General features: G+C 37.9%; 9 protein-coding genes. 1 reads left to right on the top strand and 8 read right to left on the bottom strand.

Annotation, left to right across the window (positions count from 1 at the left end):
- Positions 1–109: 109 nt before the first annotated feature.
- The 6 genes from WH45_RS21385 to WH45_RS24000 all read right to left on the bottom strand — a co-directional run bounded on the left by WH45_RS21385 (position 110) and on the right by WH45_RS24000 (position 9,014).
- Complete coding sequence (locus WH45_RS21385; protein ID WP_046216451.1) at positions 110–2,083, bottom strand: hypothetical protein; 1,974 nt, start codon at positions 2,081–2,083, stop codon at positions 110–112.
- Between the two features lie 17 nt (positions 2,084–2,100).
- Entirely contained in the window at positions 2,101–2,451 is a 351-nt protein-coding gene (locus WH45_RS21380; protein WP_052723903.1) for an EamA family transporter, read from the bottom strand.
- A gap of 93 nt (positions 2,452–2,544) precedes the next feature.
- Positions 2,545–4,839 (bottom strand): glycosyltransferase family 2 protein, encoded by a 2,295-nt coding sequence (locus tag WH45_RS21375; protein WP_082097034.1) that lies wholly within the window; start codon positions 4,837–4,839, stop codon positions 2,545–2,547.
- Positions 4,840–4,858: 19 nt separating this feature from the next.
- Entirely contained in the window at positions 4,859–6,406 is a 1,548-nt protein-coding gene (locus WH45_RS23020) for a class I SAM-dependent methyltransferase (RefSeq protein WP_052723902.1), read from the bottom strand.
- The gene (locus tag WH45_RS21365) at positions 6,403–7,632 is read right to left on the bottom strand and encodes an ABC transporter ATP-binding protein (protein WP_046216450.1); all 1,230 of its coding nucleotides are present in this window, start codon (positions 7,630–7,632) and stop codon (positions 6,403–6,405) included. Before WH45_RS21365 ends, WH45_RS23020 begins: the two co-directional genes overlap by 4 nt.
- Positions 7,633–7,643: 11 nt before the next feature.
- On the bottom strand, positions 7,644–9,014 hold the full coding sequence (locus tag WH45_RS24000; RefSeq protein WP_046216449.1) for an ABC transporter permease: 1,371 nt from the start codon (positions 9,012–9,014) through the stop codon (positions 7,644–7,646).
- Between the two features lie 182 nt (positions 9,015–9,196).
- Between WH45_RS24000 and WH45_RS21355 the strand changes: the two genes are divergently transcribed.
- Positions 9,197–11,659: an O-antigen ligase family protein gene (locus WH45_RS21355; protein ID WP_046216448.1), complete on the top strand. Its 2,463-nt coding sequence runs from the start codon at positions 9,197–9,199 to the stop codon at positions 11,657–11,659.
- Positions 11,660–11,866: 207 nt separating this feature from the next.
- On the opposite strand, the gene galU (WH45_RS21350) is transcribed toward WH45_RS21355, so the two are convergent.
- A complete protein-coding gene (gene galU / locus WH45_RS21350; protein WP_046216447.1) occupies positions 11,867–12,763 on the bottom strand; it encodes a UTP--glucose-1-phosphate uridylyltransferase GalU in 897 nt (298 codons plus the stop codon).
- Positions 12,764–13,069: 306 nt separating this feature from the next.
- Positions 13,070–13,957 (bottom strand): UTP--glucose-1-phosphate uridylyltransferase GalU, encoded by an 888-nt coding sequence (gene galU, locus WH45_RS21345; RefSeq protein WP_046216446.1) that lies wholly within the window; start codon positions 13,955–13,957, stop codon positions 13,070–13,072.
- Between the last annotated feature and the right edge of the window lie 239 nt (positions 13,958–14,196).

Here is a 14,196-nt window from a genome sequence, read left to right as displayed (position 1 = left end):
CCCAAAATGTAAGGGAACATTAAAATCAAACTTAAACTAATAGAAGATATAGCTAGAGTTTGATCATTGAATCTCTAAAATTTAACCTCAAAATAACCACCATTTCTTTCTATTTGTAAATTTCCATAATTACTATATCATTTAGATGGAAAGTTGTATTTCCAGTTGGTGTATCGATATCAAATCTTATTGCTTTTATTGACGCAGATTTTAGCCATTCTGGATTTTTACCAATTGGAACATTGTATACTTGAGATTTGGAAACATCAAAAAAAACCGACTTCTCCTCTCTAAATCCTGAACCATCATCCCAAAACAATTGTCCAGTTGCATTAGGTAGTTTACTCTGTCCGTGATACTGAATAGCTAATGAAATAAAATCTTCTGTTTCACTCTTTTTGAAGCTTGGTAATGCCCATACTATATGCGGATCTTCACCTGTTATTTTATAGCTTCCATTTGAATTATCTAAACCCGATAATTCAGAAGGAGGATCCAATTGAATTATGGATTTTCTTTGTGCCTTTGTACTACTCAGATCAAAGTACATAGGAATGATGCTAAGATTTTTTTTCTCCACATATTTTTGATATCGTTTTTCATTATAGTTTTCAGAATTTATATGAGTGAGCAGACTATATAAATTTCCTCTCTCAATCAAATTATTGGGAGCTTGAACATAATTAAAAAGCTGACTTACTGTTAAGAACAAAGTAAGCATCAGCATAAAAGCAGCAATATTCTCTCTATGCCTTGTTTTTACTATAATATTCAAAAAAGAATGCATTATAATTGTGAGTGGAATTATATTCATATAAAGATATCTTCCAATCAAAATATCAATAGATTGAGTCCAGGTACCATATATAACTACTGATATATTTAATACTATAGCTGTTAGAGAAATGATCAGTAATCTTTCCACTTTTTTATACTTCAAATACTTATAAACGATGTAAAATAAATTGACTATAATTGCAAATAAAAGAAAATTGCTTAACATTGTCGTTATAAAGTTAAAAGGCTCTAATAAATTAGGATATCCACTTTCCTGTGGATTCCAAAAACTACCCAAGAAATAAGAAACCTTTTGAGATATATATTGAAACTGCATAGATTGATTCTCTGGGTTCACTAGTTTTCTTACATAATCCGAATGAATTTTATTTCCCGTTAACATTCCATATTGCATATAGTTATAGATAAACCAAGGTGCTGATATAATTCCAGTAACAAAAAGATAGATGGGTATCTTCTTGATTTGTCTATACAAAAATAAACTTATAACAATCAACCCTATTACATAGATAGTCGTAAACTTTGTCAGTATTAGTAATGCAGTCAGAATTGCAAGTATATATATGTGCCTTTTACTCCACTGTATATGTTGGAATCGGATAATAAAGTAAAATAGCAGCGTGAACAAAACAACCACTAATGATTCATTACTGATTGTTAACATTCGTGTGATAAAAGCAGGATTCATGTAAAAAGCCATGAATAAAAAGACAAATATATTATTCGTTTTATTAATACTCTTCTTAGTAAAATAAGAATAGATTTTAAATGCAATATAAAGAGTAAATGCCAGCATGATCGCTCCCAGCATTCTCAACACAAAAAAACTAATTACAATACTACTTTTAAAAGGGAAAATTAATAAGGCGCCTAGTAAATAGTACAGTGGAGGATGTACAGCTTCATATTGAAGCCCTCCCGGTACATTATTTCCTGTCAGTTGCATAAGTAGTGAAGAATCAATATTATCCGATAAAATAGGCAAGCTAGCTGTATGGGCAATATGAAGAATAATATCAAAATGGGCGCCTTCATCTATAGGAGAGTAGAAAGGAATAGTTATAAAATAAAATCCAACTATAATCAGCATCATAAGATATGCTGCTTTTTTCAAATGCAGATAATAAGAGGAGATAAATACGAAACTAACGATAAGAGGAGCAATCAAATAATTTATATATTCAATAGGACTTCCTGAATAAAATCGATATATTACAACGCTTAGATAAAAGATGGCTATTGATATGGCTATACCCGTAGTAAGCTTCTTCTTATTAATAAACATTATCCGCTTATTCACCTCTATAACATAATCAAATATACACCTAATAGGACAAGAATAATTCCTAGTGCTTTTGCAGTCCCTAATGGCTCATTTAGTACAAATACGGAAAACAATACAATCAACAAAATGGTAAGTGATTGTGTTATAGGTGCCGCTTTACTCAAATCAGATTTGGATAATACTACAATATAAAAAACAAAACTCAAACCATAAAGAAATAATCCTGACCATATATAAGGCGAAACCAGAACATCACCGATACTTTTTATACTTATTTCATTTAAAGAAATTGAAGAGACACCTTTCTTTAAAATCAACTGTGCAGTCACGTTAGAGAGTATCGTTAATAGCAATAATACATATATCATCTAATCATATCCTTCTCCAGTAGGTAGACAGCCAATTTTTTTCGGAATAATGCATTGGCTGCCTCCTATTAATACTCTTCTTTAATAGCTCTTTTAGTCTATATATGGACTTCCTAATGAATAATCTTCTCTATCCTTAGTTAAATTTGGATTATAGAAAGGATCTTCCCTCAGTTGCTCTGGCCATTTATTTTTCATATACATTACTTCACCTGTAAAACGTTTTTGCTTTTCTGGTGTATCTTCGTACCCTCGGCTTTTAGATTCATAATGAATCAATTGAACTTGAGGCAGCCAAATATTCCAGTAGCCTTTTTCACGAACTTCTAAACAAAAATCAATATCATTAAATGCTACCTGAAGATCTTCATTAAAACCGCCAATTTCTTCACATACGTCTCTTCGGATCATTAAACAAGCTGCCGTTACAGCTGAATAGTTACAAATCATTTGAAGTCTTCTAAAATAGCCCGGGTCCGTAGCCAAATAGTGTTTGTGACTATGACCTGCTACCCCTCCAAGGCTTAATACTACACCAGCATGTTGAATCGTTTGATCGGGGTAAAGAAGATTTGCTCCTACTGCTCCTATTTCAGGGCGACTCGCCTGTCCAGCCATTTCATTCAGCCAATCAGCTGTGACAATCTCTACATCGTTATTCAAAAACAAAAATAATTCACCTTTAGCTTTACTGCATCCAAAATTATTTAGTTTAGAATAGTTAAATGGTATATCATAATCATATACTTTGAAGCGTTGCGGCTCTTTTAATAACCAGTTTTCATACAACTTTCTAGTTGAAAGATCTGTACTCCCATTATCTACTATTACAACTTCATAATTAATATAACTGGTTTTCCCAAAAATAGAAGTTAGACATGTAGATAAAGTCTCTGTCATATTTTTACTTGGAATAATAATTGAAATTAATGGTTCGGGTTTGGTATTATAATGAACCCGGTATAGATTGAATGCATCTTCCACACTTTCTACCCATGCATCTAGTCCTCTTCTATCTAAAGCATCTTGTACAGCCTTAAGACCAGACTGCTGGGTATAGTTTTTTGAAGCATTACTGGATGCTGTTGATTCAGGAATAGCTCGCCAATGATATAAAATTTTAGGAATATGATATATTTCATCCGTTTTTTCGGAAACTCTTAACATCAGATCATAATCCTGGCTTCCCTCCAACCCTACTCTAAATCCCCCTACTTCTTCTACTAAAGATTTGCGATATAACGTTAGATGAGAAGTATACATTTGTGAAAGGAGCGTATCCGGCGACCAATCGGGTTTGAAAAATGGTGAAAAACGTTCTCCCTCCAGTGAGATCTTATCTTCATCACTATAAATGACGTCTGCTTTCGGTGAGCGGTTAAGCAAGCGTACATTCTCCAATAGAGCGTTCTCTGCCAGCTCGTCGTCATGATCCAACAAAGCAATAAACTCACCAGTACTTGCCTCAATTCCTGAATTAGATGCTCTAGAAATATGTCCATTTTCTTCACGAAAGATTGGTTTTATTCGCTCATCTTTCTCAGCATATTCCTTAAGTACATGTTGAATATGATCTTTGGATGAACAATCATCAACTATACATAGTTCCCAATTTGGATACACCTGTGCAATAACAGAATCTATACATTTTCGCAACCAAATTTCATCAACATTGTATACTGGAACAATAATGGAAATTAAAGGCCGATAACTCAAACTATCAAGTCTATTTTTTAAAATATCAAGAGAATAAAGTGATGAAGAAGTCCATAATTTATATCTATCTTGATCAATGGCGTGTATACTATGCTGATTAAACACACCTGACGTATTTTTGGTTTTCTCCCAAACTTCACGCAAGCCTTTTTCCTTGTATATTCTCATCGTTTTTTTCATGAGAAATCCAAATGTAGCCCATGAAGCCCCTTTTTGTTTCATAACATTTTTAACAGATTTAAGTAATATATGAAGTTTATTTACTTTTTTAAATTCCAAATCACTGATTTCAAATTGTGTTTTTTCTTCACCCGGGTCTAAACGCAAATTTTGAGCATACGAAGGAATAAATATAGTAACGTATTGCTTACTACCCTCAATAGATATAGCTGACATTGAACAGCTATTTTCTTCACGGAATCCAGTACCATCATCCCAATATAATTTTAAAGGAATATAAGCGCCAGCTCTCGATTCCCATTCAATATTATTCCAGCCTTTATATATTGTTCCCTTTAGTATAAAAGCAGGGTCATTACCAGTAATTTCCCATCCTGTGTGACTAATCTTTTTCAAATCGGAAATCGGAATTAATTGCACTTTAGTTTTCACTTTCAAAAGGCCAGCTAAAAATTGAGACAAACTCTTACGATTTGATTCTTCTATAGACAAAGTTAATCCCCCATATATTTTATCTTTTTCCTATTAGTTTTTTGAATATAATTATCATTTTCCACGTCTTCGAATTGTATACACTATTCAATTCTTTAATCAATTCCATTTTTTCATTCCTGCCCTGTTCTATATGCTCGTTCATGTAATTTTTATAATCAGCCAATTCTTGGCTGCATTGCTTAAATTTTTGTTCATATTTTAGTATATCCTGTTTATATTTATCCGCTTCTTCTTTTTGCAATAGCAAAAGCTTATCATAATTGTTTTGAAGTAGTTCTAGCCCACTCTTTATCCCCTCACGTTTATCTTTTTTTGCTTGGAATATTTTTTTGAATTCTTTGACTACGGTGTCATAATTCTTAGAAAATAAATAGAGATCTAATGAAATTCTTAAAATGTTAACTGGCTGTTCAAGATCTAATGTAATATATGGATCATCATTTTCATATACATAAACCTCGTTTAAACTGAAATCAAAATTCCCATTAACTGAGTAACTAAGCGCTTTTCCATCCTCATTCACCAATTTAATATTATTAATTTTATAGATGCCCGAATAATTTGAGGGATCTATTCGAATCGAGTGAATCGACTCATAATTTGAAAGTGCTATATCATGAGAATGAAAATTAACACGTTCATTCAACTCATATACTATAGTATCTCCCTCACTATATCCTTCACCTGTATTAATATATATTTTCAGTTCATCTGCATAAGCTGGTTTTTGCTCAGTGGTATCTTTATTTAATAATGAAACAAGATTATAAAAATCTCTTTCCATCATTTTTAATTCTTCATTATATTTTGATGGAATAGATTTTTCTACAAAAATATCATTTAATATATCAACATCAGAACGTTTGGAAACTACCACAATTTTTCTGTATGAGTCCTCTGGATAATCCCACTCAAAAATTTTAGAGTTATAAAATTTGTCGATTTCATCTCTAAAAAAATTAAGTTTTGAGTTATATGCTGCAAAAAAATGAACTTTCATCATTCTTTCCCATATATTAATATCCCCATGTCCAATAATCTTATAAGATATACTCTGCTTTTGTTCCAAATAGCTTTTCAAAGCCTCTAATTTGGGTAACCCATTATCCCTATGCTCTTTAAGCCATATAAAGTCCTCACCAAATATTCCTTTATAAATAGAATTTGCTACTATTTCAGAATGTACTACCTTAGGGGAATCAAATGGAGCAGTAATGACAAAAAACTCTTTACTTACCCGCTGAAGTTCATCAATAAATTTATTTCTTTTTTCTTCAGGAATATGCTCAAAAACATCCAAAGCTACTACAATATCATATTGATCATCTTCAAACTCCATTGCTGTTGCATCACCTAGTAAATACTGCGGGTCATTGATAAGATGTTCAGGCAGTTCAATGTCCAGGTATGTGATTTGATCGTTTGGAAGGAATTTCTCCAGATTTCTATGTTCGTTCGCACCAACTTCAAGTATACGAAAACATTTATTCTCAGTTCTAAAACGGTTTATAATTGTAGTGACATTGTTATAACGTTGATATTGATCAAAAATAACATGGATCACTGTACCACTTCCCATCTATGATTCATATATACAAGACCCTCAGAAATATATTTATTCGTTATAGAAATACTTTCGGCATTCTCTTTATAGTGTAAACATACCAGTCCTTCATTATTAAATAGCCCTATATCTATGCAGTATGTGCCACCAAGTAGAGGGATTTGTGAAACAATATATCTAACTGTATGCTTACCGAGAGTTTGTGGTATATCAATTTTTTCAAGAAAAGTATTAGGACCAAAAATGTATTCTCTATTAGGCGTATACAAAGCAACTCCAAGGAGTAAGTCTTTCACATTGGATTCATATACTTCGTATTCTATTTCAACAATGACCTCATCAAACGTTTTAACATCCTTTTTGTTTACTTTAACTTTAGAAATGTAAGCCATATACTCTGACGATACCTTGGAAACCGTTGGCGTCTCTATTTCTTCCAGTTGCTCATCAACAGCGACTTTATTCTGTCCTACGTCTGGAGCTGCATTTGCCGAATCAGTTTTCATATAACTTTCATAAATATCTACAACCTCACTTGATTCTCCAACAGCTTCAATTTTACCTTCTTTGATCCATACAGCTTTGTTACAGAATCGTTTAACTTGCTCTGTAGCATGTGATACAAAAAGAATAGTGACTCCTTTTTGCTTCAATTCCTTCATTTTTTCTATACACTTCGTTTGAAAACGACTATCTCCTACTGCCAACGCTTCATCTACAATAAGAATATCTGGATCTACATTAATCGAAACAGCAAATGCCAGACGAGCAAACATACCACTTGAATAAAGCTTAACAGGTTGTTCTATAAAAGAACCTATGTCGGCAAATTCTATAATGCTTTCGATCTTAAGATTCATTTCTTCACGACTAATACCTAGCATAAGACCGTTTAAATAAATATTTTCACGACCTGTATACTCCGGATTAAAACCTGCACCCAGTTCCAAAATTGCGGAAATTCTGCCATTTGTAATAATCTCTCCATGTGTAGGAGTTAGAATACCTGTAATCAACTTAAGTAAAGTTGACTTTCCAGAGCCGTTTCTTCCCAGAAAACCTACAGCTTCTCCGGGGAAAATATTCAGATTCAAGCCATCTAAAGCATTAAATGTCTGATGATACTTTTTATTGGAAAGACTGAGCGATTCTTTTAAACGATCAATGGGCTTATCATACAATTTATATGTTTTGATTACATTTCTTACTTCAATAATAGGCTCCATGTTTTCCACTCCTAAAGCACATCAGAAAAATGTGGCTTTAATTTTTTAAAAACTTTAATTCCCAACACAAGAATGATACTGCAGAATATCCAAAAATAAAGAGTTTGATAAGGTCTCTCCCAAAACATGGTATGTTCGATTAGCGTGTCCCTGTAACCTTGTACAATGTAATACATTGGATTAAGCTTAAAGACAAATGCCCAAAAATTATTCAACATAGTAACTGTCCAGCCAATAGGTGTAAACCAAAAGCCGACCTGTAATATAATTCCAATAATCTGGTTGAGATCTTTGAAAAACAATATAATGGCTGACGTTAAAATTGATATAGAAAATGCCAGTACAATTGAACAAATCAAATAATATACTAGTTGTAAATCAAAAAGCTTTGGATAAAGACCATAAGAACTATACATAATAAAGATAAATGCTATAAAAAATAAATGCACAAACAATGACGAAACAATTTTCACAACAGGCAATAGTTCTATCTTAAAGACAACTTTTTTCACTAGATAACTGTATTCCATAAAAACATTTGTTCCTCCAAGCAGTGCTTCCGAAAAGAAAAACCATGGGATGATACCAGCTATAAACCATAAAATAAAAGGCACACTCGATATATCTCCGCTTCTTAGACCAACCTGAAAAACAAACCAATACGTAGCAATCGTAATTAATGGTTGTATAAATCCCCAAATTATCCCTAAATACGAAGCTGCATACTTAGTTTTAAAATCATTTTTGGCTAAATTAAATATTAATTTGCGTCCTTGAATCGTATATTTAATGTATCTTGCTACTTCCTTGACATTTCTAATAGCCCATGTGCAAAGGACCGCAGCTACCAAGCTCAAAAGAAGGAAAAGGGAAGAATACATATAGTTTTCTTGTGAAATTCCTGCATGAAGATTGCCAATATCAAAGCCTATATAAGGATCTTCTCCCAATGATTTTAGACTTATAAAATTCTGTTCTTTATTTATAATTTTAACCTGTTGAACAGCTAAATCTAAATCTAAAATATTCATATTTACAGTATGGTTTTTTGATAATTTTATATCCTTGATATCTATTTCCGCCGGTTGATTGCCCGTATCTAATCTTACTTTACTTATATTTGATGGAATATCAAACTGTATCTTTTTCCATTCTGTAGGTTTTGTATAACTTTTTGTGACAGATTGATTCTCATTCCACTTACCATTTTTTTGGTTAGTAAAAAATAGCTGAACTTCTGCATTTACATTGGATTTGTATTGAAAAATAAGTGTAGTGGTAGCCGTAGTTTGATAATAAGCTCTGATTATCAAAAAAAATGACACTAATAGCACTAAAGCTATTAGGATTGAAGCTGTTTTTTTTGCAAATGACTTTTTCATTAATACTCCCCTTACTTCATCTAAATAATAAATTACATTTTCAGTCATTTTATAAATTCAAGATGATCTTACAATTTATTGAATTAAGAATAATAAGCGTGACAATAAATAGCCTAGTGGTGAACACAGGCCCCATTATGCTAAAATGTCTTAGTACCTCTTATGTAAAGGAGTTTAAAACATTGGCTAATCCAGTATACGGCAAACAGTTTAAAGCGTCCACTGAGGACGACAAACGTAATGGCATGTTCTGGGTCGTTAACATCTGTCTCATTTTGTTCCTGTTATGGACCCCATTTCAAATTGCATTGTTCAATGGTCTTGGCGTAAGTTTTGAGAAACCGATCTTCTGGGCAGTGATGATGTCGGGTATCCTGCTGATTCTGGGATTGATTCAATTCCACAAAAAAATCAAGCTGGACGATCAGCGTGATCTGGCGGCACTGCTTATTATTCTGCTGCCGATCTCGTATATGATCTCCATGTTTTCGGCCGCCTCTTGGCATTATGCCGTAAATATGGTGCTAATACAATGGATGTACGCATTTATTTTCGTGATTGGTGTGTACATGCTGCGTGACCGATTGTCCAACAAAATTATTCAGATTACGATCATGGGCTCCGCTTACCTGATCATCATGTTTGGATTCCTCAACTGGTTCGGCCAGGGGATTCTGGGCGGACATCTGGTATCCTGGTTCTCGGTTGCGGTCAACAACGGCGTATATGTCGACGCGATCATGCAGGATTCCAACGGCTGGCGTCTGACTTCCGTATTCCAGTACGCGAATACATATGCAGCCTTCCTGATGGCGATCCTGTTCGCAGGACTATTTAATGTAAGCCGTCTGAAAAAATCGTATGACCACTTTATCCACGGCTTTATGCTCGTGCCGGTCATCCTGTCGCTGATTCTGACGCTGTCACGCGGTGGTCTGGTCGTTCTGCCATTCGTGCTGCTCGTACTGCTGCTGATGCTGCGTCCGGCACAGCAGATTCTCTGGGTCATTTACATTGTGATCGCCGGTATTGCTTCGGCCGTGATCCTGAATCCGGTAACGAATATCGGTCTGCAGGTCATCGCCAAGTATGACGGCAGCGTTGCAGCCAAGGGCTGGGCGTATCTGCTGATCACATCGCTGATCGTTGGACTGATTGCAGTAGTGATCGGACGGTTCCTCGCTCCGAAGCTGGAACATGGCGTAGAAGGCTGGACAGCGAAGCGCTTCTCCAGCATCTGGCTGCCGATCGGTGCTGCTGTTGTCGGAGGCGTGATTCTGGTACTGCTGATTGCCACCAACCTGCGCAATCTGCTGCCGGCCAATATCCGTGTCCGTTTTGAGAACATCAACTTCCAGCAAAGTAGTGTACTGGAACGTTTTACTTTTTATCGTGATGCAATGAAACTGCTGCGCGACTACCCGTTCTTCGGCGGTGGCGGCGGTGCATGGGGTGCGGCTTTTGAAGCGTACCAGAATAACCCATATGTCAGCCGTCAGGCGCATAACTTCTTCGTTCAGTATCTGGTCGAAGTCGGGGTAATCGGATTTATTATTTTCATCTTGTTTGTCGGTTTTATTTTCTACAAATATATTCGCGGTTATATCAAATCGGATCGCGAGAAAAAAGACTCGCATTTCCTTTACTTTATACTTGTTGTCTCGATTCTGATGCACAGTCTGCTCGACTTTAACTTGAGTTATGTGTACATGAGCATTCTCGTATTCCTCGGTCTCGGCGGAATGGCTGCTGCGATGGATGCACAGCCGCTCAAACGACTTCAGCTGGGTGCAGGTACCATCCGCGGCATTTACGTATCACTGATGGGTATAGCCGTTATTGCGGTCGTCTTCACCTCTCTGCGCTTCAAGCAAGCCTCGGGTGATGTAATGGAAGTATCGGCGATGGCAAATACGCCAAATGCCACGTATGAAGGACTGCGTAAGCCTCTGGATGACGCCTTGTCGATCCGCAGCACATTCCCGGATGGCGTTGTCTTCCTGAGTTCCCTGCTCGTACAGGGCTACCAGCAGACCAAGGATGAGCAGTTCTACAATGAGGATATGGCTCTGTTGACCAAAGCTCACGAAAAGGAGCCATTCAACAAGGATATCCTCAAACAGATGGTTACTCTCTACCAGGTACACGGAGATACCGATCAGGCGTTTAATGTAATGGTTGATAATATTCCGAAATACAAATGGGATATTTCCTGGTATGAAGGTGTCATTTCCCAGGCGTATATTCTCGGTAACCAGGCTTATGAGAAAAAAGATAAGGCTGCCGAACAGAAATACTTCCAGGCTGGACTTCAAGCGTACCAGGAAGTACTCGATGGCATGCAGTATCTGACGACATTGCCAGAAGGGCAGCTGCAAGGTCGTGAATTTGACGTTACTCCGAAGATTGCACTGAGTATCGGTCAGATTCAGCTGATGCAGGGCAAAAATGCCGATGCGGCAGCAACGCTGAAGCGCGGACTGAAGGATGATCTGAATGACGAGACCAACAGACAGGTCGCACGTTATTATCTGGCTGCTCTGAAAAAAGAAGGTCAGAACGATCAGGCGATCTATGACAAACTGATCGCAATCGATGCCAAGGAAAAAGAACAGATTGATCAGCTGGCCAAAACGACTTACTGATGTAGGTACCGTTTGATGCAGTCGAGATCATGAGAAATGAGAAAGAGGCTTCTCCTATGATGGAGAAGCCTCTTTTTTTGCTGTTTGTTTTATAGGATATTGATATGCATTTGCAGTACACATCGTTCATTCATACCGTTATACATTATAGCCGATCCCTAGTCTATCCAGTTTTGAACGAACATTTTTGTGTGAATAGTGTACTACTTATGCGGTTGGATAATCGATCTCTGTCAGTACTTTGCGCAAATATTGAATCGTTTCTTCGCGCAGCTCAGGATGCTTCAATGCGTAATGGATGGTTGTTTGGATAAATCCGCTTTTCTCCCCTACATCATGACGCAGCCCCTCGAACTGGTATGCCAGAATATCCTGCTGCTGGCCGAGTTTGGAGATCGCATCAGTCAATTGGATCTCGCCGCCGGCGCCAATATCCTGATTCCCCAGAATATCGAAGATCTCCGGCGTCAAGATGTAGCGGCCCATGATCGCCAGGTTGGACGGTGCGTCTTCGCGTTTAGGCTTCTCGACTAGACCGGTTGCTTTGTACAGTCGGCCGGAATCGTCACCAGACATCTGGTCGCCTGCAACCAGACCATAGCGAGATACATGCTCCCAGGGTACCTCCTTGATCCCTACAACCGATGATTCATGCTGTTCGTAGACGTCCATCATCTGCTTCAGACAAGGGACATCCGACTCGACAATATCATCACCGAGCAGTACGGCGAATGGTTCATTGCCGATAAACTTGCGCGCACACCAGATGGCATGACCGAGTCCTTTTGGTTCCTTTTGACGGATATAGTGGATATCTGCCATCTCGGAGGATTCGCGAACCGCATCCAGCAGCTTCCACTTTTCTTTTTCTTCGAGGTTCTGCTCCAGTTCAATCGAATAGTCAAAATGGTCTTCAATCGCACGCTTGCCTTTACCGGTAACGATGATAATATCCTCGATGCCCGATGCTACGGCTTCTTCAATAATGTACTGGATCGTTGGCTTATCCACGATCGGCAGCATTTCTTTCGGCATCGCTTTGGTGGCTGGCAGGAAACGGGTTCCGAGTCCGGCTGCGGGAATAATCGCTTTACGTATTTTCATCAATATATCTCCTTTGGCTATTTAGCAAGCACTACTTTTAGAATAAACTATACTATAACTATCCGGGAATTTGTACCTAACGGACTAACCAGCGACCTATAATGGTATAACGCACATAGCACGGACGGCCAGGATCACTGTTTTCCTGAACATGGCTTTTTCAGGCAGCAGTACAGCTTTATTCAGCGTTACGCTGCTTGCCTATCTGATCGTAATAACAAAAAAGACACACCGTTCACTACATAAAGCAGAAAACGGTGTGTCTTTTATCATTACGGCCCGACCAGGCTGTATTCTATTCTGGATTTATTTATCCACTTCAGCCATTACTTTGCGCAGGTATTCAACCGTAGAGTCACGCAGCTCCGGATGCTTGAGTGCATAATGGATCGTTGTCTCAATAAATCCGCTCTTCTCCCCTACGTCATGACGCAGTCCTTCGAACTGGTATGCCAGGATATCCTGCTGCTGGCCGAGTTTGGAAATGGCATCGGTCAGTTGGATCTCGCCACCGGCTCCCGCATCCTGGTTGCCCAGAATATCGAAGATCTCCGGTGTCAGGATGTAGCGACCCATGATCGCCAGATTGGAAGGTGCATCTTCGCGTTTTGGTTTCTCGACCAGACCGGTTGCTTTGTACAGTCGGCCGGAATCGTCACCAGGCATCTGATCACCTGCTACCAGACCGTAGCGGGATACATGCTCCCAAGGTACTTCTTTGACCCCTACTACAGAGGACTCATGCTTCTCGTACACGTCCATCATCTGCTTCAGGCAAGGGACATCGGATTCGACGATATCATCACCGAGCAGTACCGCAAATGGCTCGTCACCAATAAACTTGCGGGCACACCAGATGGCATGACCGAGTCCTTTTGGTTCTTTCTGGCGAATATAGTGGATATCCGCCATCTCGGACGGTTCACGAACGGCGTCCAGCAGCTTCCACTTTTCTTTTTCTTCCAGATTCTGTTCCAGCTCGAACGAGTAGTCAAAATGATCCTCAATCGCGCGTTTGCCTTTACCGGTAACGATGATAATATCTTCAATACCGGAAGCGACCGCTTCTTCGATAATGTACTGGATCGTTGGCTTGTCCACGATCGGCAGCATTTCTTTTGGCATCGCTTTGGTGGCTGGCAGGAAACGGGTTCCGAGTCCTGCAGCGGGAATAATCGCTTTACGTATTTTCATCTTGTATTCCTCCATATCCTATTCAGGTAAGTAATGTACAGCCGCTTAACCGCCTGCACGCTTGTTGGTTGGTAGCAGTGCTATGTAAGCCGGCAACTCGTCAATCTCACTCTGATATCTTACCCAATTTACCTGTTTTTTACCCATCCGATTGCTCTCTTCTTGGTAGCTATATTACATATGTGGATAACCTGTGAAAAAAGGATGCCCCGAAGGACACCCTTTTGCATTTATTGTGG

The sequence above is a fragment of the Paenibacillus wulumuqiensis genome (genome assembly GCF_000971965.1).
Taxonomy (GTDB): Bacteria; Bacillota; Bacilli; order Paenibacillales; family Paenibacillaceae; genus Saccharibacillus; species Saccharibacillus wulumuqiensis.
This window is presented reverse-complemented; position numbering and strand designations above follow the sequence as displayed.

Bases quoted from the DNA above. Each gene is read 5' to 3' on its own strand.
- WH45_RS21385 (WP_046216451.1), bottom strand. From the start codon at position 2,083: ATGTTTATTAATAAGAAGAAGCTTACTACGGGTATAGCCATATCAATA.
- WH45_RS21380 (WP_052723903.1), bottom strand. From the start codon at position 2,451: ATGATATATGTATTATTGCTATTAACGATACTCTCTAACGTGACTGCA.
- WH45_RS21365 (WP_046216450.1), bottom strand. From the start codon at position 7,632: ATGGAGCCTATTATTGAAGTAAGAAATGTAATCAAAACATATAAATTG.
- WH45_RS24000 (WP_046216449.1), bottom strand. From the start codon at position 9,014: ATGAAAAAGTCATTTGCAAAAAAAACAGCTTCAATCCTAATAGCTTTA.
- galU (WP_046216447.1), bottom strand. From the start codon at position 12,763: ATGAAAATACGTAAAGCGATTATTCCCGCAGCCGGACTCGGAACCCGT.
- galU (WP_046216446.1), bottom strand. From the start codon at position 13,957: ATGAAAATACGTAAAGCGATTATTCCCGCTGCAGGACTCGGAACCCGT.